We start from the raw sequence: 21,282 nt of genomic DNA on the forward strand, positions 1-21,282 counted from the left end.
AAGATGATTCCAGGCGAGATCATTGCCGCAAGCGGCGACATCGAACTCAACGCCGGCGCACCGACGGTGACGCTGGAAGTTTCCAATACGGGCGATCGGCCGGTGCAGGTCGGCAGCCACTATCATTTCGCCGAGACCAATGCCGGCCTTTCTTTCGACCGGGCGGCGGCGCATGGCAAGCGGCTGGATATTCCAGCCGGAACGGCCGTGCGCTTCGAGCCGGGACAGACGCGATCCGTGACGCTGATCCCGCTTGCCGGCAAGCGCGAGGTCTATGGTTTCCGTCAGCTGGTGATGGGCAAGCTTTAACGGGAGGGATGCATGCGTTTGAACATCTGCCTCATCGGGGCGGCGATGCTGCTGGCCGCGGGTGGTGCCTCTGCTCAGGACATCGATTGCCAGAATCCCAAGACGCAATCGGACATGACCTCCTGCGAGGCGGCGCGCCACGAGACCGCGGACAAAGCTTTGAATGCGCAATATAAGAAGACCCGGGCGGCTCTTGCGGCGATCGACAAGGATCTCGATGGCGACATGAAGGGCGCCGAGCAGGCGCTGGTCAAGGCACAACGCGCCTGGATCGATTATCGCGACGCCGAGTGCGACGCCTTCGGTTTCCAGGCCCGTGGCGGCACGATGGAGCCGATGCTGGTCGCCGGATGTCTCGCCAACATCACTGACAAACGCACGCAAGAGCTGAAAGAGCTCGAAGACACGATGAGCAACTAAGGTGATCAGGAAGATCGTGATCGTCGGCAATGGCGAGGTTGGTGAGGGAGAGGCGGGCATCATCGATGCCGCCGATTTCGTCATCCGCTTCAACGATTGTCGTTCCTATGGCGCCGGCGGCAGCCGGACGGATGCCGTCGCGGTCTGCAATACCGGCCGGCCGGCCAAGGCGATGCTCGGTTCGCGTGAGTGGCGGACCCATCCTGGCGTCGTTTCGGCGCGGGAAATCTGGAGCGTGCGCGACCCGAAGAAATTCGCCGCCATGCGGGCGCCGCTTGCGGTCTCGCATCCCGATCTCGACGATTTCTGCGACGACTATACCGACGCGTTCAGCGTCTTCTGCGCGGAGACCGGCAAGACACATGTCGTCATCGACACGTCGATCCACGAGGCCGTCGATGCCTCGCTCTCGGTCTTTGCGCCCGCGCCCTATGTCGTGCCGAGCAGCGGCATGATCGTCATTGCCGAGGTGCTGAACACATACGCCGATGCCGAGGTGATGCTCGCCGGCTTCGGCCACGTCGGCTGGGAATGGCACCCGTTTGCGGCCGAACGGCAGCTTGTCGATAGTTATATTGCCGCGGGCCGCCTCAGGCGGCTCGGCGGAAAAATGCTTATCTCTTCCTCCCACGGAGCTTGATGAATGCCCTATAAGATCTCGCGCGCCGCCTATGCCGGCATGTTCGGACCGACGACCGGCGACAAGGTGCGCCTTGCCGATACGGAGCTCTTCATCGAGATCGAGAAGGATTTCACCACCTATGGCGAGGAGGTGAAATTCGGTGGCGGCAAGGTGATCCGTGACGGCATGGGCCAGAGCCAGGTGACGCGGGCGGACGGCGCGGTCGATACCGTCATCACCAATGCGGTGATTGTCGATCACACGGGCATCTACAAGGCCGATATCGGCCTCAAGAACGGGCGCATCGCTGCGATCGGCAAGGCCGGCAATCCGGATATGCAGCCCGGCGTCAATATCATCGTCGGCCCGGGCACGGAGGCGATCGCCGGCGAAGGCAAGATCGTCACGGCTGGCGGCATGGACAGCCACATCCACTTCATCGCGCCGCAGCAGATCGAGGAAGCGCTGATGTCGGGCATGACCTGCATGCTCGGCGGCGGCACGGGACCGGCGCACGGCACGCTCGCCACCACCTGCACGCCCGGCCCATGGCATATCGCGCGGATGATCGAAGCGGCCGACGCCTTCCCGATGAACCTCGCCTTTGCCGGCAAAGGCAATGCCTCGCTGCCCGGCGCGCTGACCGAGATGGTGCTGGCCGGCGCCACTTCGCTGAAGCTGCACGAGGACTGGGGGACGACGCCGGGCGCGATCGACTGCTGCCTGTCGGTCGCCGACGACTATGACGTGCAGGTGATGATCCACACCGATACGCTGAACGAAAGCGGCTTCGTCGAGGATACGATCGGCGCCATCAAGGGCCGCACCATCCACGCCTTCCACACGGAAGGGGCAGGCGGAGGGCACGCACCCGACATCATCAAGATCTGCGGTCAGCCGAACGTCATCCCGTCGTCCACTAATCCGACGCGACCCTATACAGTCAATACGATTGCGGAGCATCTCGACATGCTGATGGTCTGCCATCACCTGTCGCCGTCGATCCCCGAGGATATCGCCTTTGCCGAAAGCCGCATCCGCAAGGAGACGATCGCGGCCGAAGACATATTGCACGATATCGGTGCCTTCTCGATCATCTCGTCCGACAGCCAGGCCATGGGCCGCGTCGGCGAAGTGGCGATCCGCACCTGGCAGACGGCCGACAAGATGAAGCGTCAGCGCGGCCGGCTGAAGGAAGAAAAAGGCGACAACGACAATTTCCGCGTTCGCCGCTATATCGCCAAATACACGATCAATCCGGCGATCGCCCATGGCCTCAGTCATGAGATCGGCTCGGTCGAGGTCGGCAAGCGCGCCGATCTGGTGCTATGGAACCCCGCCTTTTTCGGCGTGAAACCCGATATGGTGCTGCTCGGCGGCTCGATCGCGGCAGCACCGATGGGCGATCCGAACGCTTCGATCCCGACGCCGCAGCCGGTGCATTACCGTCCGATGTTTGCCTCTTACGGCAAGAGCCTCACGAATTCCTCCGTCACCTTCGTCAGCCAGGCTTCGCTCGATGCCGGCCTGAAGGGCAGGCTTGGCGTTGCGAAGGAGCTGGTGGCGGTGAAGAATACCCGCGGCGGCATCTCCAAGGCATCGATGATCCACAATGACCTGACGCCGGAGATCGAGGTCGATCCGGAGACCTATGAAGTCAGGGCGAACGGCGAATTGCTGACATGCGAGCCGGCGACGGTGCTGCCGATGGCGCAGCGCTATTTCCTGTTCTAGGCCCGCTCGTTCCGTGCGCGCCGGACGGTTCCGATGAAAACAGGCATCCGCTGGCTGTTGCGGATCGTATTGCTGGTCGTTGCTCTGGCGACGGCCGGAACCTTCATTCCCCGGCCGCTGATTGCGCCGGTCGAAGCATCGTCCGCGCCGGCGGCCCACCGGATCTTGCTTCTGTCGGGACCGATCCATACCGATATTGCCATTCCGCTCGACGAGGAGACGCGGGCCGCCTTTTCCTTCCTCGACGATCCTGGTTTTCCGCTCGGCCATCCGAACGCGGAATGGCTCGTCATCGGCTGGGGCGGCCGCGCCTTCTATCTGGAAACGCCGACCTGGTCGGAGCTGAAGCCGCTGCCGGTGCTGCGGGCTCTGACGATCGACCGTTCGGTGCTGCACGTGGATCTCGCCGGTCATATCACCGAGCCGCAGCCGGCCGTTACGGCCTTCGATATCGGTGACGAACAATTGGCGCGGCTGCGCAGCTTCATCTCCGATAGTTTTGTCCGCGATGCCGGCGAGGTGAAGCTGATCTCAAACGCAGGTTACGGCGAGATCGACAGGTTCTTCGAGGCCAAGGGATATTTCAACGCCCTATTCGGCTGCAACACCTGGACTGCCGCAGCACTCCGTTCGGCCGGGCTTCGAACCGGCTTATGGAATCCGCTTCCGCAATCATTGCGATTATCCGCTGGTGTCTACAATTGACGCAGCTGGGGATCGGTCCCGGTGTAAACGGAATTGTGAACGGGACTCCCCATTTGGTTGTAAAAATCGCTGGGAAGCCGTGCGTTTTCCACAGGTAAACCATTCTGGAACAGGCAGGCTTTCCAACTGGAAAAAAGCGTTTAATATCAATTATCTCGACGTCCTTCCGCCCTGTCCGATTCAGGGATCGGATGTTTGCATCCCCTGCTAGAAAAAATCTGTCCGTCAAATCGTCCAAAACCATTCGAATTTTAACGAGCCGATTAAGACACCCGCAGCAATTGGGCTCTTATCAATGCCGTGAAACGCCCGGGCAGGAAGGTCGATTCTCATGAGAAGCTGGATGTCGCTGCAGGCCGGTTTCGGCGATTTTCAATATCGCAGGAACGTCTATCTCTTTGCGCTGAGGATGAGCTTTCTTGCCGTCATTCTTTCAGGCGTCATCCTCGCGCTGACGATACCGCCACTCGGTTTTTTCGGACTGCTGCCGGTGAACCTTTCGCATGCGATCGGCTTCGGTGCCGTTTTTTCCTGGCTTGTCGGCGGCACGGTTTGCGGCATGCTGTCGCTGACCGCAGGGTTTACCATGCATGAGTTGACAGTTTCGCGGGCGGAGTTCGAAAAGCTCAGCCGCACGGATACGCTCTCCGGCCTCTTGAACCGCCGCGCCTTCACGGAGGCGCTCGACAAAACCGAGGGCAATGCCTCGCTTGTCATTTTCGACGTCGACCGCTTCAAGGCGATCAACGACCGTTTCGGCCATGCCTGCGGCGATGCCGTCATCACCGCGGTCTCGGCCATGCTCATATCCGCCTTCGACGAAATGTCCGTCATTGCACGGCTGGGTGGGGAGGAGTTTGGCGTCATCGTCTCCGGCGAACCGCTGGAGGCGCGGATGGAACGCATCGAAGAGGTGCGAGCCCGGATCGCAAGCGGCGCCATCGCGGCCGAGGGGCACGATATCCGCATCACCGTTTCCGGCGGCGTTGCCGATCTCGCCGCCGGGCGCAGCAAGCAAGCGGTGTATGCCTCGGCGGACCGGGCGCTCTACCTCGCCAAGGCGCTCGGGCGCAATCGCGTCGTGCACGAACGGGAAGGCCTGCATCATGCCTGGCACGGGCTCGTTGAAAATGGCCTCGATGCCAAGGGCAGGGGAGCTGAGAGCGACAACGTGATGCAGGCCTACGGGATATAAACGCCCCGGTCTGAGCAAAAGGCCATTGGTGATTGCATCAGGAAAGACTATTTTGCATGTTCGTCTCAGCAAAACGGACATATCATGCAGCGCGTCACTTCCTATCTTCCCGCCGGTACCCCGTCCTCCCATCCGACCGCCCAGGTCAAGCTGCCGCACGATCTGCGCCATCTGCGCCGCAAGCTGCTGCATCTGGAAAATGGCGAGATGGTCATGCTCGATCTCAAGGACCCGGTGCTCTTCGCCAATGGCGATCTGCTGGTGCGCGAGGATGGGGAGCTGATCGAGATTCTGGCTGCCGACGAGAAACTCTTCGAAATTCGCGGACGCGACCGCACGCATCTCGTCGAGCTCGCCTGGCATCTCGGCAACCGCCATCTTGCCGCCCAGATCGAGGAAGACCGCATCGTCATCCTGCGCGACCATGTCATCCGCTCGATGCTGCAGGGCCTCGGCGCCACCGTGCTTGAGATCGACGAACCCTTTCAACCCGCGCGCGGAGCCTATCATTCCCATGGCGGCCATGCGCATGATCACGGCCATGCCGCTCACAGCCATGATCATGGACATGAACACGGTCACGCGCATGGCCACGACCATCAGCATGATCACAGCTGCGATCACGACCACGATCACGGGCATCATCACGGCCACAAGCACGATTGAGGCGCGATGACAGGGGACCGCCAACTGCAGGCATTGCTGCGCCTGACGGCGTGGCTCTCGCCGGCCTTTCCCATCGGTAGCTTCGCCTATTCGGGTGGGCTGGAGCGGGCGGTGGCCGATGGGCTCGTCGTCGATGCGGCTTCGCTTGCAAACTGGATCGGCACGCTGATCGGCCATGGTGCCGTCTGGAACGATGCGGTGCTTCTGGCCGAGAGCCACAGGCAACAGGCAGATGCCGCGCGCCTTGCTGAAACCGCCGCCCTCGCCGAGGCTCTTGCCGGATCGCGTGAGCGCCATCAGGAAACCATGCTGCTCGGTGACGCCTTCCTCGCGGCGGCGCGGGCTTGGCCGGACGAAGTGTTCGAGAGGCTGCCCGGCAAGACCGCTTATCCCGTCGCGGTGGGCGCGGTTGCCGGTGCGCATGGCATAAGGTCCGAGCAGGTGCTCGCAGTCTTCCTGCACGCCTATGCCTCGCAAGCGGTTTCGTCCGGTATCCGCCTCGGCGTTGCCGGGCAGAGGGACGGTGTTGCCGTGTTGGCCGGCCTTGAAGAGCCCATTGCGGAGGTTGCCCGACGGGCGGCGGCGTCGTCGCTCGACGATCTCGGGTCGGCGACCGTGCAGGCCGATATCGCCAGCCTGCGCCACGAGACGCAGGCGACGCGGTTGTTCCGCTCGTGAGGATATAAAGTTATCCGCAGAAACTGCGTCATTTGACGGTGGCGCGCGCCGCCGCCGTCGTTATCATCCGGTTCGATTGGAGTGAAACACATGAAATCAAGGAACGGACCTCTGCGCGTCGGCATCGGCGGGCCGGTCGGCTCGGGCAAGACGGCGCTGACGGAAAAGCTCTGCAAAGCGATGCGCGACGACTATTCCGTCGCCGTCGTCACCAACGACATCTATACGACCGAGGATGCCGAGGCGCTTGTGCGCATGCAGGCCTTGCCCTCGGAGCGGATCGTCGGCGTCGAAACCGGCGGCTGCCCGCATACCGCCATCCGCGAGGATGCGACGATCAATCTGCAGGCGATCGCCGGCCTCAACGAGCGCATACCCGATCTCGACGTCGTCTTCATCGAATCCGGCGGAGACAATCTGGCGGCGACCTTTTCGCCGGATCTTGCCGATATTACCATCTACGTGATCTCCGTCTGCCAGGGCGAGGAAATCCCGCGCAAGGGCGGGCCCGGCATCACCCGGTCCGACCTGCTTGTCATCAACAAAAAGGATCTGGCGCCCTATGTCGGCGCCGATCTCGAGGTGATGGACCGGGATGCGACGCGTATGCGCGCGAGCCGCCCGTTCGTCTTCTCGGACATGAAGCGCGGCGACGGCATCAGTTCGATCGTCAATTTCCTCAGGGAGCAGGGCGGGCTCTGAGCGGTCGGACCTGCCGCAGCAGCGAAAACGGCAAAACGAACGGGCCGGGAGTAATCTCCCGGCCCGTTTCATTGTCTGGATCTTGCTTATTCGGCTGCGAAAGGCGGCAGCCGTAGAACGTTGGTGTCGTTGCCTTTGGCACTCTTGCGCTTGCCTTCCGGCTTTTCGATCGCCGTCAGGCGCTCGTCCAGCGCATCGATATCGCTGCGGTTCTCGCGGGTCACGCGGGTGAGATCCTCGGGCGACAGAGGCAGTTCCTCCTCGTCCTTCCTGCCGACCATGCGGCCGAACATCCATCCGAGCAGGCGGGAGAGATCGTCCATGATCAGGAAGAAGGAGGGCACGACGACGAGCGAGAGGACCGTCGAGACGATGATGCCGCCGATCACCGCGATTGCCATCGGCGCGCGGAAGGAGCCGCCTTCGCCGACGCCGAGCGCGGAAGGCAACATGCCTGCCGACATGGCGATCGAGGTCATGATGATCGGCCGGGCGCGCTTGCGGCCGGCTTCGACCATGGCTTCGACACGGGCCATGCCCTGATGGCGCATCTCGATCGCGAAATCGACGAGCAGGATGGCGTTCTTGGTGACGATACCCATCAGCATCAGAATGCCGATCATGACGGGCATGGACAGCGGATTGCTGGTGATGATCAGAGCCGCCGCGACGCCGCCGATGGCCAGCGGCAGCGAGAACAGGATGGTGAAGGGCTGGATCACGTCCTTGAAGAGCAGGATCAGCACCGTCAGCACCAGCAACAGGCCCATCAACATGGCGTTGACGAAGCTCTGCTGCATCTCTGTCTGCACCTTGGTATCGCCGCTTTCGGCAAGGCGTACGGAGGCCGGGATGTTGGCCGCCTCGACGATCTCGCGGAAGCGGGCCGAAGCCGTGTCGAGCGCCACGCCCTGCGGCAGATCGGAGCCGATAGAGACGACACGGTTGCGGTTGTTGCGCTTGATCGAGCTTACGCCTTCCGAATAGTCGATATTGGCGACGCTCGAGAGCGGAACGGTGCCGCCGCTGGCGGTCTGGATCTTCAATGCCCGGAGGGCCGCAAGATCGCGGCGCATGTCGAGTGCCGCCTGCACCCGGATCGGGATCTGGCGATCGTCGAGCGAGATCTTGGCAAGCGCCGCATCGACATCGCCGATAGTGGCGACGCGGATCGTCTCGGAGATCTGCTGCGGCGTGATGCCGAGGCGGGCGGCCTCATCCTTACGCGGGTAGACCTGCAGTTCCGGACGGGGCAGGGCGCCGTCGGCGCTGACATTGGCGAGCAGCGGGTCGGCTCGGAGCTTGGATTCCAGGATGCCGACGGCGTCGTTCAGATCCTTCTCGTTCTTGGAGAGGAAGTTGAAGGAGAGGTCGCGTTCGCCGCGGTCGTTGAGTTTGAGGATATGGACGTCGGGAATGTCGCGCACCTTCGCGAAGACTTCCTTTTCGATATCCCATTGCGGGCGTTCACGGCCATGGACTTCCACCTTCGGCAGCATCGGGCCGATGACCGGGATGTCACCGAGCACATCGTTGACCACCTTCTTGACCAGCGACTGGTCAAGCTTGTCGAGTGCCAGCGTGATGGTCGCACGGCGCAGTTCGAGATCGCCCTTCGGCGATGCGCCGCCGAGGACGAAGACACTTTCGACGCCGTTGATGTCCTTGACCCTGTCATAGATCGCGTCCGTCGTCTTCTCGGTATCGTCAAGCCGCGCATTCGGCGGCAGTTCGACGGAGAGAACGATACGCGAAGCGTCTTCCGGCGGCAGGAAGCTGCCGGGCACGAACATGACCAGCGCGATGACCGAACCAACCGTGAAGAGGAGGGCCACAATCAGCGTCGTATAACGCCAATACCACCTGCGGGTCGTGCCGCTGACAAGGCGCGTATAGCCCTTCATCAGCAGGCTGTCATTGTCGTGATGGTCGTCAACGCCGTCTTCGGCGCGCATGAGATAGGCGGCCATCATCGGCGTGATCAGGCGCGCCACCATTAGCGAGAAGAAGACCGAGAAGGCGACTGTCAGGCCGAACTGGATGAAGTACTGGCCCGGAATGCCCGGCATGAAGGAAACCGGCACGAAGACGGCGATGATGGTGAAGGTGGTGGCGATGACGGCAAGGCCGATTTCATCCGCCGCCTCGATCGCCGCCCGATAGGGCGTCTTGCCCATCTTGATATGGCGGGCGATGTTTTCGATTTCGACGATCGCGTCGTCGACAAGGATACCGGTCGCAAGCGTCAGGGCGAGGAAGCTGACGAGGTTCAGCGAGAAGCCCATCATGTCCATGACCCAGAAGGTCGGGATCGCGGAGAGGGGGAGAGCGATCGCCGAAATCAGGGTCGCGCGCCAGTTCCGGAGAAAGAGCAGGACGACGATGACGGCGAGCAGCGCGCCTTCGAGCAGCGTGTGGATGGCGGCTTCGTAGTTGCCGTAGGTGAAATACACCGAATCGTCGATCATCTCGATCTTCACATTCGGGTTTTCGCTTCTGACCTTCTCGAGGCTCTGCGCTACGGTTTCGGCGACGCTGACCTCGCTGGCGCCCTTCGAACGGAAGACGCCGAAGGTGACAACAGGCGTATCGTTGAAGCGCGAGAAGGATTTCGGCTCTTCATAAGTGTCCTTGATGACGCCGAGGTCGGACAGCTTGACGAAACGGCCGTTCGGCAGCGCGATTGTCGTGTCGGCGAGTTCGGCGACATTGCGAGCATCGCCGAGGACGCGGATCGCCTGTTCGCTACCGGCCACCTGGCCGCGGCCGGAGCCGAGGTCGACGTTGGTGCCGCGCAGCTGCTGGTTGACGCTTGCCGCGGTGATGCCATGGGCATCGAGCTTGGCGGGGGTGAGTTCGATGCGCACTTCGCGCTCCGCGCCGCCGTAACGGTCGACGCGGCCGATACCGGCCTGGCCCTGCAGGGCGCGCTTGACCGTATCGTCGACGAACCAGGAGAGTTCTTCGAGCGACATGTCGGGCGAGGAAACGGCGAAGGTCTGGATCGCCTGGCCCTCGACGTCGACCTTGGTGACGATCGGCGTTTCGGCCGTCGCCGGCAGATCGCTGCGGATGCGATCGATCGCGTCCTTGACGTCCTGCACAGCCTGTTCCGTCGGCACTTCCATGCGGAACATGACATTGGTCTGCGAGCTGCCGTCGGTCACCGTCGACTGGATCTCGTCGATGCCGGTGATCGAGGCGATCGCGTCTTCGATCTCCTTCGTTACCTGCATTTCGAGTTCGGCCGGCGAAGCGCCGCTCTGCGTCACGCTGATCGAAACCAGCGGCACGTCGATGTTCGGGAAGCGCGTGATCGGCAGCGTGTTGAAGGACTGGATGCCGATGAATATCAACAGGCAGAAGGCCAGCAGCGGCGCGATCGGATTTCGAATGGACCAGGCTGAAAAATTCATCGGATGGTCTCTTTAGTTGGAAGCCGAGGGCTGTTCACGCACCGGCGTGATGTGATCGCCGTCGCGGACATAGGCGCCCGCCTTGGCCACGACCTCATCGCCGCTCTTCAATCCATTGACGATCTCGACATAGGCGCCGTCCTGGATGCCGGTCTCGATCTTGGCGAATTTTACCACACCATCCTCGACCTTGCGGGCCGACGAGCCTTCATTGCCCGTCAAGACCGCGGTCAGGGGAAGCGATACGCCTTGGGTCTCGCGCACGATGATCTCGGCACTGCCATACATGCCGGAGCGCGCCTTGCTGTCATCGTCGATGGAGATATGGACGAGGCCGAGGCGGGTGGTCGGATCGACGGTCGGCGACACCAGCCGCACTGCGCCGGAAAGCTTCTCGCGGCTGCCGGAAAGCGAAATCGTCGCCTTCTGGCCGGCCATGATCCTGACGATGTCGCTTTCGGCGACTTCTGCGACGAGCTCGATATCACCGTCGCGGATCAGGGTGAACAGCGGGTCACCGGTGCCGGCGGCAATGGCGCCGACCTTGGCGTTCTTTGCGGCGATCGTGCCGGCGACCGGCGTCTTCACATCGGTGCGGGCGAGCTTCAGATCGGCATCGGCGATCTGGCTGTCGAAGACCTTCAGATCGGCTTCGGCGACCTCGATCGCCTGTTCGGCGGAGACGACGCGGGCATTGGCGGCGGCGGCGGTTGCATCGGCCTGTTCGACCTGGGCAGTGGAAACCGTGCCCTTCTTGCCCATTTCCTGGGAGCGGGCCTGCTGCTGCCTGGCCTGTTCGGCGTTGGCCTGGGCCTCGATGAGCTGCGCGCGCAACTGGGCGAGGCTTGCCTCGCCCTTGGCCTTCGTCGCCATCATCTGGCTCTTCTCCAGCACCAGCGCGTCATCGTTGAGCGTCGCCAATGTGCTGTCGGCCTGAACCTTGTCGCCGACGTCGGCTTTCAGCGTGCGGATCGACAGGCCCTCGACCTGCGGCTGGATATAGACTTCCTCGACGGGTTTGACCGTTCCCGTGCCGATGACTCGGTCGACGAGAGTGCGGTTTGTCGCCGTGGTAACGACGATCGCCGGCAGGTTCTGCTGCGGTTTTGCGACTGGCGCTTCCTGCGAACATGCGGTGGATGCAGCCAGTGCCGCCGCAAAAAGGGTGGATACGCCTAAAATTCCAATCGGCCTGCGTGCCATGCGTCGTCGTCCAATCCTGTAACAAGGTTGGCCGAACTCGCGCGTCTGTCCTTCAGCTCGCGACCAGGCCACTGCCTTTCCTGCATTCTCAAGGGTATCCGCACATCATTTGCCGTCTTCATCCCTCGTCGGCAAATCGGCTTCTAATTGGTATCGATTTGCTCGATATGCAAGCCCGGCAGAAAACAATTCCCCATGAGCCGATAATAATTACCATCAGAACCTGAATCAATCACCGAAGGGTTATGCGAGCATGACGATGATTGATCCCGCCTCTACCGCAATGACGTTTGACGCCGGACAAATGCGACAGTTGCAGGGTGATTTTTCGTGCAAGCAGGAAAAATACGAAACGCGCGGAGATCTTCCCCGCGCGTTTCCCTCGCAATGTTGCCGCGATTACTTGGACGCAGCGTCGGTAATGTCGTGCGTCCAGGCGCCCGAGGGCTCCTTGCTGATGATCTTCTGATCAAGCAGCGCCTTTGCTGTGCGGGCATAGAGCGCCTCGTCCAGCTTGCCGGAGCCGTCACCGACGAGCTTGGCGACTTCGCCCATCATGCGCTTCTGGTGGTTTTCGTCCTGACCGCCATTGTCCATGACGATCTCGGCGGCTTCATCGGGGTTTTCGGTCGCATATTTCCAGCCTTTCATCGAGGCGCGGACGAACTTGACCATCTTCTCCTTGAAGGCCGGATCCTTCAGCTTGTCCTCCATCACGTAGAGGCCGTCTTCCAAGAGGTCGTTGCCCATCTCGGTATAGTTGAAGACCGTCAGTTCCTCCGGCTTGAAGCCGGCATCGATCGCCTGCCAGTATTCATTATAGGTCATGACCGAGATGCAGTCGGCCTGCTTCTGAACAAGCGGCTGCACGTCGAAGCTCTGCTTCAGCACAGTGACACCGTTCGGGCCGCCGTCGGTGGACAGGCCCAGCTTGTTCATCCAGGCGAAGAAAGGATATTCGTTGCCGAAGAACCAGACACCGAGCGTGTGGCCTTTGAAATCGGCCTCGGTCTTAACAGGGCCGTCCTTGCGGCAGATCATTTCCAGGCCTGACTTCTGGTAGGGCTGGGCGATATTGACGAGCGGTACGCCCTTTTCGCGGGCAACGAGAGCGCCGCCCATCCAGTCGACGATGACATCGGCGCCGCCGCCGGCGATCACCTGTTCGGGAGCAATGTCCGGGCCGCCCGGCTTGATGTCGACGTCGAGGCCTTCCTCTTTGTAAAAGCCTTTGTCCTTGGCGACGTAATAGCCGCCGAACTGGCCCTGCGTGACCCATTTCAGCTGCAGCACCACCTTGTCGGCGGCCATCGCGTGTGCGGCGGCCAGCGTCATCGCGCTCGCCATCATTGCAACCATCAACTTTCTCATTTTTTTATCCTTACCCTCTGAAGTTATGCCCGAACCCCGTTTGCGAAGCCCGTGCGCGTCTAGCCACCACGGATAGACGGATGCCAGAATGTCACCGCCCGTTCCGTCAGGGCGATGACGCCATAGAAGATCGAGCCGGCCAGCGCCGCAACGGCGATTTCCGCCCAGACCATATCGACATTCATGCGGCCGATCTCGGTGGAGATGCGGAAGCCCATGCCGACGATCGGCGTCCCGAAGAATTCGGCAACGATGGCACCAATCAGCGCCAGCGTCGAGTTGATCTTCAGTGCGTTAAAAATGAACGGCATGGCTGCCGGAAGCTTGAGCTTGAGCAGCGTCTGCCAATCGCTCGATGCATAGGTGCGCATCAGGTCGCGCTCCATGCTGCCGGAGGCGGCAAGGCCGGCGACGGTGTTCACCAGCATCGGGAAGAAGGTCATGATGATGACGACGGCGGCCTTCGAAGGCCAATCGAAGCCGAACCACATGACCATGACCGGAGCGACGCCGATGATCGGCAGGGCCGACACCATGTTGCCGATCGGCAGAAGGCCGCGGCGCAGGAAGGTGATGCGGTCAGCCAGTACGGCGACGGCGAAACCGCTGAGGCAGCCGACGGCATAACCGATCAGGACAGCCTTGAAGATCGTCTGCCTGACGTCATCGCCGAGGATCGGCAGGGAGGTCATGATGCGGGCGCCGATGGCGCTCGGCGGCGGCAGGATGATGAAAGGAATGCCGGCGCCGCGCGTTGCCGCCTCCCAAAGGATAAGGATCCAGGCACCGAAGATCGCCGGGATCAGCAGCTGGAGTGTCGATTTGCCGAAGGCGGTGACGGGTTGCTGTTTCGACAGCTCGGTGACGCATCGCCAAGCCAGCAGCCAGCAGGAAAAGAGCAGCAGGAAGAATGCCCGCGTCGCCATGCCCTCGTTGCCGGAGAGCGCGGAAAGCAGCATCCAGGCGGCGCCATGGGCGCCGATAAACAGCACGGTGGCGCGGTAGGCCGGCGGTTGCGGCGCGAAGGACAGCAGGGCGGCGGCGATGACGATGGTGAAGACGAGGCTTGCGGTGCCGTCGGTGAAGGGCTGCGCCGCGCCGTCGGCCAGCAGCGGCAGGCTGATCAGCGCTGCAAGGCAGAGGAGGAGGGCGGTCACGCCCTGCCAGGAGAAGGTCAGATGTCTCATGCCGGCCTCCCGCCCATGGCGCGGTCGACGATCTTGGCGGCAAGGCCGACGATCGCAACCAGAATGCCGGCCAGCAGCGATCCGGCGACGAGGGCCGCCCAGATATCGATGGTCTGGCTGTAATAGGAGCCGGCAAGCAGTTTCGAGCCGATGCCGGCGACTGCCCCCGTCGGCAGTTCGCCGACGATGGCGCCGACGAGGCTTGCGGCGATTGCGACCTTCATCGAGGTGAAGAGGAAAGGAATCGAGGCCGGAACGCGCAGCTTCCAGAAGGTCTGCATCGGGCTGGCATAATAGGTGCGCATCAGGTCGAGATGCATAATCTCAGGCGACCGTAATCCCTTCACCATGCCGACGGCGACGGGGAAGAAGGAGAGATAGGTGGAGATCAGCGCCTTGGAGACGAGGCGGGAGGCGTCGGAATCGAGGTTCAGGAGATGGGCGAGCGCATTGTCACCGGTCAGTACATTGTAGGAAATGATAACGATCATCGGTGCGATGGCGAGGATCGGTATGGTCTGGCTCGCCACCAGCCACGGCATCAGCGAGCGGTCCATGGCGCGGTTGTGCACGATCAGCACGGCAAGGAGAATGCCGAGCAGCATGCCGAAACCGAAACCGAGGAGGGTGGAGGAGAGTGTCACCCAGCTGTGATAGACAAGGCTGCGGTTGCTCGAAAGGCTGCGTAGCACGGTGTTCTCGTAGACATTTTGCGCCACCTGATGCGGCGCGGGCAGAATCGGCTTCGGCTGCGCCAGCGTCTTGCCGATGAATTCGAGCGTCGTCGGGGTGGCGCCGGCGCGACCGTCCATGTCGCGTTGGAACGGCGCGTTCATCAGGACCGCGGCGGCATACCAGATGGCGATGAGGACGAGCAGGATGGTGGTGACGGGGACGATCTTGTTTTTGAGGGTGTCGGGTTTCACGCTACGCGCTCCTTCAAAAAGGGAGCGGCGTGTTTTTCGACAGTCAAAAACACGTAGTCGGGGCCGTCCAACACTTGAGCGTTGTCGAAGCGCAGCACGTTGAAACCTTGATTGCGCAGGAACGCGTCCCGGACAAGATCATGTCGGCGGCCAGCAATTGTTTCGTGGCTATCACCGTCGACTTCGACGATTAGTCTTGCTGAAAGCCAGGCGAAATCGGCGATATACGGGCCGATCGGCGTTTCGCGCCTGAACCGGGCGCCATACGGCCTGAGATCTCGAAGCATATCCCACATGGCTGCCTCTGCCTTTGTGAGTTCACGGCGGAGGCGTTTTGCGGTTTCGCGGGTTTTTGGGGTGATGTTCGAATGTGGCATCTAGACCCCTCCCCAACCCCTCCCCACACGGGGGAGGGGCAAACCTGGGGCGCTCGCCGAGTTCTCCAGCGACCGGCGCGAAAGAGTATCAAGGCCGGCGGCGAGCTCGACGCTAAAGCCCCTCCCCCTTGTGGGGAGGGGTTGGGGAGGGGTCTTTTCCAACGACACGCGGCTACACCTCATGGCTATGCCCCGTCCTCAACCCCTCGCGGACGCGATGGGCGATCTTCAGAAACTCAGGGGTGTCGCGGATGTCGAGCGGGCGTTCGGCCGGCAGCGGCGAGTCGATCACGTCGGTCACACGACCCGGGCGCGGCGACATCACCACGATCTTGGTGGAGAGGTAGACGGCCTCGGGAATGGAATGGGTGACGAAGCAGATCGTCTTGTTGGTGCGGGCCCAGAGTTTCAGCAGTTCTTCGTTCAGATGGTCGCGGACGATCTCGTCGAGCGCGCCGAAGGGCTCGTCCATCAGCAGCAGGTCGGCGTCGAAGGCGAGCGCGCGGGCGATCGAGGCGCGCTGCTGCATGCCGCCGGAAAGCTGCCAGGGGAATTTCTTCTCGAAGCCGGACAGGCTGACGAGGTCGAGCGCTTCGGCGATGCGCCGCGTGCGGTCGGCACCGGAATATCCCATGATCTCCAGCGGCAGGGCGATGTTGTTTTCGATGGTGCGCCAGGGCAGGAGCGCCGGCGCCTGGAAGACATAGCCGTACGCGCGGGCCTTGCGGGCTTCTTCCGGCGTCATGCCGTTGATCGAGATCTCGCCCGACGTGCTCTTTTCGAGATCGGCGATGACGCGCAGGAAGGTCGTCTTGCCGCAGCCCGACGGGCCGATGAAAGAGACGAAGTCGCCCTTGCGGACATCGAGATTGACATCGCTGAGGGCCTGCACCGGGCCGTCATTCGCCTGGTAGGTGAGACAGAGATCCTTGGCGGATACGACGGAGGGTGCTTGCATCAATGCGACCATTCTTGTTTTCGCCGCGGGGAGGCGGTTTGCATGTTACCATCGCCACAGGCCCTGCCGGCGGCACATTTCATGGAGGAAGAGAATGGACGCGACATCACAACCCACCTGCCACATCGTTCGCCCCAAACATGCCTATGACGGCAAGCAGGGGCTGAGCTATTTTGAAGGGATCGCGGCCGAGACGGTCGGCGCCAAAGGGATCTGCATGCATCTGCTGACGATCCCGCCCGGCGTGCGCGCCAAGGCGCATCTGCACGAGGCGCACGAGACGGCGATCTACATGCTCTCCGGCGAGGCCCATACCTGGTACGGCGACCGGCTCGAGCACCACATCGTCGTCCATGCCGGCGACCTTTTCTATATCCCGGCCGGCGTGCCGCACATGCCGGCAAACCTCAGCAGCACGCCATGCACGGCGGTCATCGCCCGCACCGACCCGAACGAGCAGGAAAGCGTCGTGCTTCTGCCGGAACTGGACGCGCTGGTGCCGGCGTGAGGTCATCCGCATGGAGGCGTCGTTCCCCGGTTGATGGCCGTATCGTGGTGCACCATGTCACACGCCCGTTGCCGGAATGCCGCTGCGCTCAACCTTGCGCGGAGAGGTGATCTCCTTCCAGGTGGAGAGTGCCTTGCTGACGGCCGTCACTGGTTCGCGCCGGACGAACTCGCCATGGCCTTCCTGGGTCTTGATGGTGCCTTCCTCGATCGCGACGACGCCGCGCGTCAGCGTGTAGCGCGGCAGGCCGGTCACTTCCTTGCCCTCGAAGACATTGTAGTCGATCGCCGATTGCTGGCTCTTGGACGAGATGACCTTGGACCGCTTCGGATCCCAGACGACGATATCGGCATCGGCGCCGACGAGGATCGCGCCCTTCTTCGGGTAGATGTTGAGGATCTTGGCGATGTTGGTCGAGGTGACGGCGACGAATTCGTTCATCGTCAGCCGGCCGGTGTTGACGCCGTGCGTCCAGAGCATCGGCAAGCGGTCTTCCAGGCCGCCGGTGCCGTTCGGGATCTTGGTGAAGTCGCCGACGCCGAACCGCTTCTGCGCCGTGGTGAAGGCGCAATGGTCGGTGGCGACCACCTGCAGCGAGCCGGAGGCAAGGCCGGCCCAGAGACTGTCCTGATGCTGCTTGCTGCGGAACGGCGGCGACATGACGCGGCGGGCGGCGTGATCCCAGTCGGGGTTGGAATATTCGCTCTCGTCGAGCGTCAGATGCTGGATCAGCGGCTCGCCGTAGACGCGCATGCCCTTGGCGCGGGCCCGGCGGATCGCTTCGTGCGCCTGTTCGCAGGAGGTATGGACGATATAAACAGGGCAGCCGGCCATGTCGGCGATCATGATGGCGCGGTTGGTGGCCTCGCCCTCGACTTCGGCGGGGCGGGAATAGGCATGCGCCTCGGGGCCGTTATTGCCTTCGGCGAGCAGCTTGGCCGACATCGAGGCAACGACGTCGCCGTTTTCGGCGTGCACCAGCGGTAGGGCGCCGAGTTCAGCGCAGCGCTGGAAGGAGGCGAACATCTCGTCATCATCAACCATCAGCGCGCCTTTGTAGGCCATGAAATGCTTGAAGGTGTTGATGCCCTTGTCGCGAACGATGGTCTCCATCTCCTTGAAGACCTGCTCGCTCCACCAGGTAACCGCCATGTGGAAGGAATAGTCGCAATTGGCGCGGGTCGATTTGTTGTCCCACATGGTCAGCGCTTCGAGCAGCGACTGGCCGGGGGCGGGAAGAGCGAAATCGACCACCATGGTCGTGCCGCCGGAAAGCGCCGCGCGCGTGCCGCTCTCGAAATCGTCGGAGGAATAGGTGCCCATGAAGGGCATTTCCAGATGGGTGTGCGGGTCGATGCCACCCGGCATGACATAACAGCCGGAGGCGTCGAGCGTCTCGTCGCCAGAGAGGTCCGGACCGATCTCGACGATCTTGCCGCCGTCGATCTTGACGTCAGCCTTGTAGGTGAGGTCGGCCGTGACGATGGTGCCGTTCTTGATGACTGTGGTCATGGCTGCTGTTCCCTATTCTCTATCGTTGTTCGGCAGGCGCATAAAAGCTCGGCAATTCGGAGCTGAATTCGAGCCGGCCCTGCAAGGCCGCAAGGATCGTTTCGAGTACGGAGCGCCGCTCGCGCGAGATTTCCTGATTCCAGAAGCGCAGGACCGAATAGCCATTGGCATTGAGCCATTCGGTTCGGCGTTGATCGGTCGCGCTCTCGGCATGCTGGAAGCCATCGACTTCTACAATCAGTCGCTCTTCGCGACAGAGGAAATCGACGATGAAGGGGCCGAGCGGAACTTGTCGCGCGAATTTGTAGCCGTTCAGGCGTCGTGCGCGTAAGTCGCTCCAGAGGTGGTATTCCTCTTCGGTTTCGTTGCGGCGAAGCTGGCGGGCTTGCCCGGTTTTTGCGGGACGATGTTTACGGATATCCTGTCTGATAATTTTCGTCTCGCCCGGAGCCCGCTCATCCGCCCTTCGGGCACCTTCTCCCCGAGGGGAGAAGGGGGAAGCCGCAACGCCAGCCGTTCCCTTCTCCCCAGCGGGGAGAAGGTGGCCCGCAGGGTCGGATGAGGGGGCTCCGGGCGCGACATGAGACATCACACCACAATCTCCGCCGTCTCCACCACCGCATGGAACAGCACATCGGCGCCGGCCGTCGCCCATTCCTTGGAAATCTCCTCCGCCTCGTTGTGGCTGAGGCCACCCACACACGGACACATGACCATGGTCGCAGGCGCGACCTTGGCGGCCCAGCAGGCGTCGTGGCCGGCGCCGGAGATGAGGTTCATGTGGGTGTAGCCGAGGCGTTCGGCGGCGGAGCGGACCGAGGCAACAAGCTTTTCGTCGAAGGTAACAGGTGCGAAATGGCCGATCGCCTCGACGGAACAGCCGACACCGAGCGCGTCGCAGATGCCTGGCGCTTCCGCCTCGATCTTTGCCCGCATGCGGTCGAGCTTGGCCTTATCGGGCGAACGGATATCGACGGTGAAGACCACCTTGCCCGGCAGCACGTTGCGGGAGTTCGGCGAGAAGAAGACCTGGCCGACGCCGCCGACGGCGCCCGGCTGTTCACCCATCGCCACACTTTGCACCATTTCCAGGATGCGCGACATGGCAAGGCCGGCGTTGACGCGCATGTTCATCGGCGTCGAGCCGGTATGGGCCTCTTTGCCGGTCAGGGTGAATTCCAGCCACCACAGGCCCTGACAGTGGGTGACGACGCCGATCTGCTTGTCTTCGGCCTCGAGGATCGGGCCCTGTTCGATGTGATATTCGAAATAGGCGTGCATCTTGCGGGCGCCGACTTCTTCGTCGCCGACCCAGCCGATGCGCTTCAGCTCGTCGCCGAACAGATTGCCCTCGGGATCGCGGCGATTATAGGCAAAATCGAGGCTGTGCACGCCGGCGAAGACGCCCGAGGCCAGCATGGCCGGGGCAAAGCGTGCGCCTTCCTCGTTCGTCCAATTGGTCACAACGATCGGATGTTTGGTCTTGATGCCGAGATCATTCATGGTGCGCACGACTTCGAGGGCCGCGAGCACCCCGAGCACGCCGTCATATTTGCCGCCGGTCGGCTGGGTGTCGAGATGCGAGCCGACATAGACGGGCAGGGCATCGGGATCGGTGCCGGGGCGCGTGGCGAACATCGTGCCCATCTGGTCGACGCCCATGGTCAGGCCCGCTTCGTCGCACCATGTCTTGAAGAGGCCGCGGCCCTCGGCATCCGAATCCGTCAGGGTCTGGCGATTGTTGCCGCCCGCGATACCGGGGCCGATCTTCGCCATGTCCATGAGGCTGTCCCAGAGACGGTCGCCATTGACGCGCATGTTCTCGCCTGGTGCTGCCACCATTTTTATGCCCTCACCTGTTTGCGGCAGTCATGTGAAGTGACATGCCCGCCTGTTCCCGTGGTCTATTCCTGCGCCTCTTATTGGTTTTGTCGAGCGCCGGAAAATCGCCAGTTGCCTTTGTTTTTCATCTGGCGGATAATTTGACCGATTGGTAAACATTACAACTTCCACCGCCGGGCTCAAGACGAAAATCACGAAAATTGCCGATAAAAAAACGGGCAGTTGCTCAAGAAAGAGGCCGGTGTGCTTCCAGCCAAAACTTGAGCGAAGAAGTTGAATTTCAAGGGGAAACGACAGCCTGTGACCATACCGAGAGCAGCGAAAACCCTGAGGCGGACGCGAATCCAGGAGGAGAAGGAAGAGCAGATCCTGGAAGCGGCGCTCGACGTGTTTTCGGCAAGCGGCTTCCGCGGCTCGACCATCGACCAGATCGCCGAAGTGGCCGGCATGTCGAAACCCAACCTGCTCTATTATTTCCGCACGAAGGAAGCCATGCATCGGGCGCTGATCGACCGGGTGCTTTACACCTGGCTGGAGCCGCTGCGCGCCTTCGATGCCGACGGCAATCCGGAAGAGGAAATCCGCAGCTATATCAGACGCAAGCTGGAGATGGCGCGCGACTTTCCGCGTGAAAGCCGGCTCTTTGCCAATGAGGTGCTGCAGGGCGCGCCGCATATCGAGGACGAGCTGAAGGGTCCGCTGAAGGAACTGGTCGACGAGAAGGCGGAGGTCATCCGCGCCTGGACGAAATCGGGCAAGATCGTCAAATGCGACCCCTACCATCTGATCTTCTCCATCTGGTCGACGACCCAGCATTATGCGGATTTCGACGTGCAGGTGCGCGCGGTGCTCGGACAGGAGCATGCCGGCGAAGGCCGCTTCGAGGATGCGGCGCAGTTTCTGGAACAGCTCTTTATTGGCGGGCTGCGGCCGGATCGCTCCGAGAGTTGA

The 21,282-nt window shown here is 62.1% G+C and carries 21 protein-coding genes; 11 read left to right on the forward strand and 10 right to left on the reverse strand.

Annotated elements, in window-relative coordinates; translation table 11 throughout:
- Positions 1 to 3: 3 nt before the first annotated feature.
- From CO655_RS15350 to ureG, 9 genes are all read left to right on the forward strand, one after another.
- Positions 4 to 309, forward strand: a complete 306-nt coding sequence (locus CO655_RS15350; protein WP_004675639.1) for an urease subunit beta — start codon at positions 4 to 6, stop codon at positions 307 to 309.
- A 12-nt stretch (positions 310 to 321) separates the two neighbouring features.
- Positions 322 to 729 carry a lysozyme inhibitor LprI family protein gene (locus tag CO655_RS15355; protein WP_097604178.1) on the forward strand — a complete coding sequence of 136 codons (408 nt, stop codon included), beginning with the start codon at positions 322 to 324 and terminating at the stop codon, positions 727 to 729.
- 16 nt (positions 730 to 745) lie between these two features.
- Entirely contained in the window at positions 746 to 1,369 is a 624-nt protein-coding gene (locus tag CO655_RS15360) for a Urease operon accessory protein (protein WP_170964927.1), read from the forward strand.
- 3 nt (positions 1,370 to 1,372) lie between these two features.
- Complete coding sequence (gene ureC / locus CO655_RS15365; protein WP_097604180.1) at positions 1,373 to 3,085, forward strand: urease subunit alpha; 1,713 nt, start codon at positions 1,373 to 1,375, stop codon at positions 3,083 to 3,085.
- Between the two features lie 33 nt (positions 3,086 to 3,118).
- Positions 3,119 to 3,790, forward strand: a complete 672-nt coding sequence (locus tag CO655_RS15370) for a TIGR02117 family protein (RefSeq protein WP_097604181.1) — start codon at positions 3,119 to 3,121, stop codon at positions 3,788 to 3,790.
- Positions 3,791 to 4,121: 331 nt separating this feature from the next.
- Entirely contained in the window at positions 4,122 to 4,985 is an 864-nt protein-coding gene (locus tag CO655_RS15375) for a GGDEF domain-containing protein (RefSeq protein ID WP_097604182.1), read from the forward strand.
- Positions 4,986 to 5,069: 84 nt separating this feature from the next.
- Positions 5,070 to 5,651, forward strand: a complete 582-nt coding sequence (gene ureE / locus CO655_RS15380) for an urease accessory protein UreE (protein WP_010031000.1) — start codon at positions 5,070 to 5,072, stop codon at positions 5,649 to 5,651.
- A 6-nt stretch (positions 5,652 to 5,657) separates the two neighbouring features.
- A complete protein-coding gene (locus tag CO655_RS15385; RefSeq protein ID WP_010030998.1) occupies positions 5,658 to 6,329 on the forward strand; it encodes an urease accessory protein UreF in 672 nt (223 codons plus the stop codon).
- Positions 6,330 to 6,419: 90 nt separating this feature from the next.
- Complete coding sequence (gene ureG / locus CO655_RS15390; RefSeq protein ID WP_038690830.1) at positions 6,420 to 7,031, forward strand: urease accessory protein UreG; 612 nt, start codon at positions 6,420 to 6,422, stop codon at positions 7,029 to 7,031.
- A gap of 86 nt (positions 7,032 to 7,117) precedes the next feature.
- On the opposite strand, the gene CO655_RS15395 is transcribed toward ureG, so the two are convergent.
- The 7 genes from CO655_RS15395 to CO655_RS15425 all read right to left on the reverse strand — a co-directional run bounded on the left by CO655_RS15395 (position 7,118) and on the right by CO655_RS15425 (position 16,469).
- Complete coding sequence (locus tag CO655_RS15395; protein ID WP_097604183.1) at positions 7,118 to 10,447, reverse strand: efflux RND transporter permease subunit; 3,330 nt, start codon at positions 10,445 to 10,447, stop codon at positions 7,118 to 7,120.
- A gap of 12 nt (positions 10,448 to 10,459) precedes the next feature.
- The gene (locus tag CO655_RS15400; RefSeq protein WP_010032551.1) at positions 10,460 to 11,650 is read right to left on the reverse strand and encodes an efflux RND transporter periplasmic adaptor subunit; all 1,191 of its coding nucleotides are present in this window, start codon (positions 11,648 to 11,650) and stop codon (positions 10,460 to 10,462) included.
- Positions 11,651 to 12,049: 399 nt separating this feature from the next.
- Positions 12,050 to 13,021 (reverse strand): ABC transporter substrate-binding protein, encoded by a 972-nt coding sequence (locus CO655_RS15405; protein ID WP_097604184.1) that lies wholly within the window; start codon positions 13,019 to 13,021, stop codon positions 12,050 to 12,052.
- A gap of 59 nt (positions 13,022 to 13,080) precedes the next feature.
- On the reverse strand, positions 13,081 to 14,208 hold the full coding sequence (locus CO655_RS15410) for an ABC transporter permease (protein WP_097604185.1): 1,128 nt from the start codon (positions 14,206 to 14,208) through the stop codon (positions 13,081 to 13,083).
- Positions 14,205 to 15,134, reverse strand: coding sequence for an ABC transporter permease (locus CO655_RS15415; RefSeq protein WP_010029812.1), 930 nt, complete (start codon positions 15,132 to 15,134; stop codon positions 14,205 to 14,207). Before CO655_RS15415 ends, CO655_RS15410 begins: the two co-directional genes overlap by 4 nt.
- Entirely contained in the window at positions 15,131 to 15,511 is a 381-nt protein-coding gene (locus CO655_RS15420; RefSeq protein ID WP_097604186.1) for a DUF559 domain-containing protein, read from the reverse strand. The genes CO655_RS15415 and CO655_RS15420 overlap by 4 nt, the downstream gene beginning before the upstream one ends.
- A gap of 172 nt (positions 15,512 to 15,683) precedes the next feature.
- On the reverse strand, positions 15,684 to 16,469 hold the full coding sequence (locus CO655_RS15425) for an ABC transporter ATP-binding protein (RefSeq protein WP_097665385.1): 786 nt from the start codon (positions 16,467 to 16,469) through the stop codon (positions 15,684 to 15,686).
- Positions 16,470 to 16,563: 94 nt separating this feature from the next.
- On the opposite strand from CO655_RS15425, the gene CO655_RS15430 reads away from it, so the two are divergent.
- Positions 16,564 to 16,977, forward strand: coding sequence for a cupin domain-containing protein (locus tag CO655_RS15430; protein WP_097604187.1), 414 nt, complete (start codon positions 16,564 to 16,566; stop codon positions 16,975 to 16,977).
- 57 nt (positions 16,978 to 17,034) lie between these two features.
- Here the strand turns inward: CO655_RS15430 and hydA are convergent, their stop codons facing one another.
- The 3 genes from hydA to CO655_RS15445 are packed head-to-tail and all read right to left on the reverse strand — an operon-like array spanning position 17,035 to position 20,331.
- Positions 17,035 to 18,489, reverse strand: coding sequence for a dihydropyrimidinase (hydA, locus tag CO655_RS15435; protein WP_097665340.1), 1,455 nt, complete (start codon positions 18,487 to 18,489; stop codon positions 17,035 to 17,037).
- A 19-nt stretch (positions 18,490 to 18,508) separates the two neighbouring features.
- Complete coding sequence (locus CO655_RS15440) at positions 18,509 to 19,078, reverse strand: endonuclease domain-containing protein (protein ID WP_097665341.1); 570 nt, start codon at positions 19,076 to 19,078, stop codon at positions 18,509 to 18,511.
- On the reverse strand, positions 19,078 to 20,331 hold the full coding sequence (locus tag CO655_RS15445) for a Zn-dependent hydrolase (protein ID WP_097604190.1): 1,254 nt from the start codon (positions 20,329 to 20,331) through the stop codon (positions 19,078 to 19,080). The genes CO655_RS15440 and CO655_RS15445 overlap by 1 nt, the downstream gene beginning before the upstream one ends.
- Before the next feature lie 273 nt (positions 20,332 to 20,604).
- Here CO655_RS15445 and CO655_RS15450 point away from each other — a divergent pair, with 273 nt between their 5' ends.
- Positions 20,605 to 21,282 (forward strand): TetR family transcriptional regulator C-terminal domain-containing protein, encoded by a 678-nt coding sequence (locus tag CO655_RS15450; RefSeq protein WP_010028901.1) that lies wholly within the window; start codon positions 20,605 to 20,607, stop codon positions 21,280 to 21,282.

Source organism: Rhizobium sp. M1, assembly GCF_002531805.1.
GTDB lineage: Bacteria > Pseudomonadota > Alphaproteobacteria > Rhizobiales > Rhizobiaceae > Rhizobium > Rhizobium etli_C.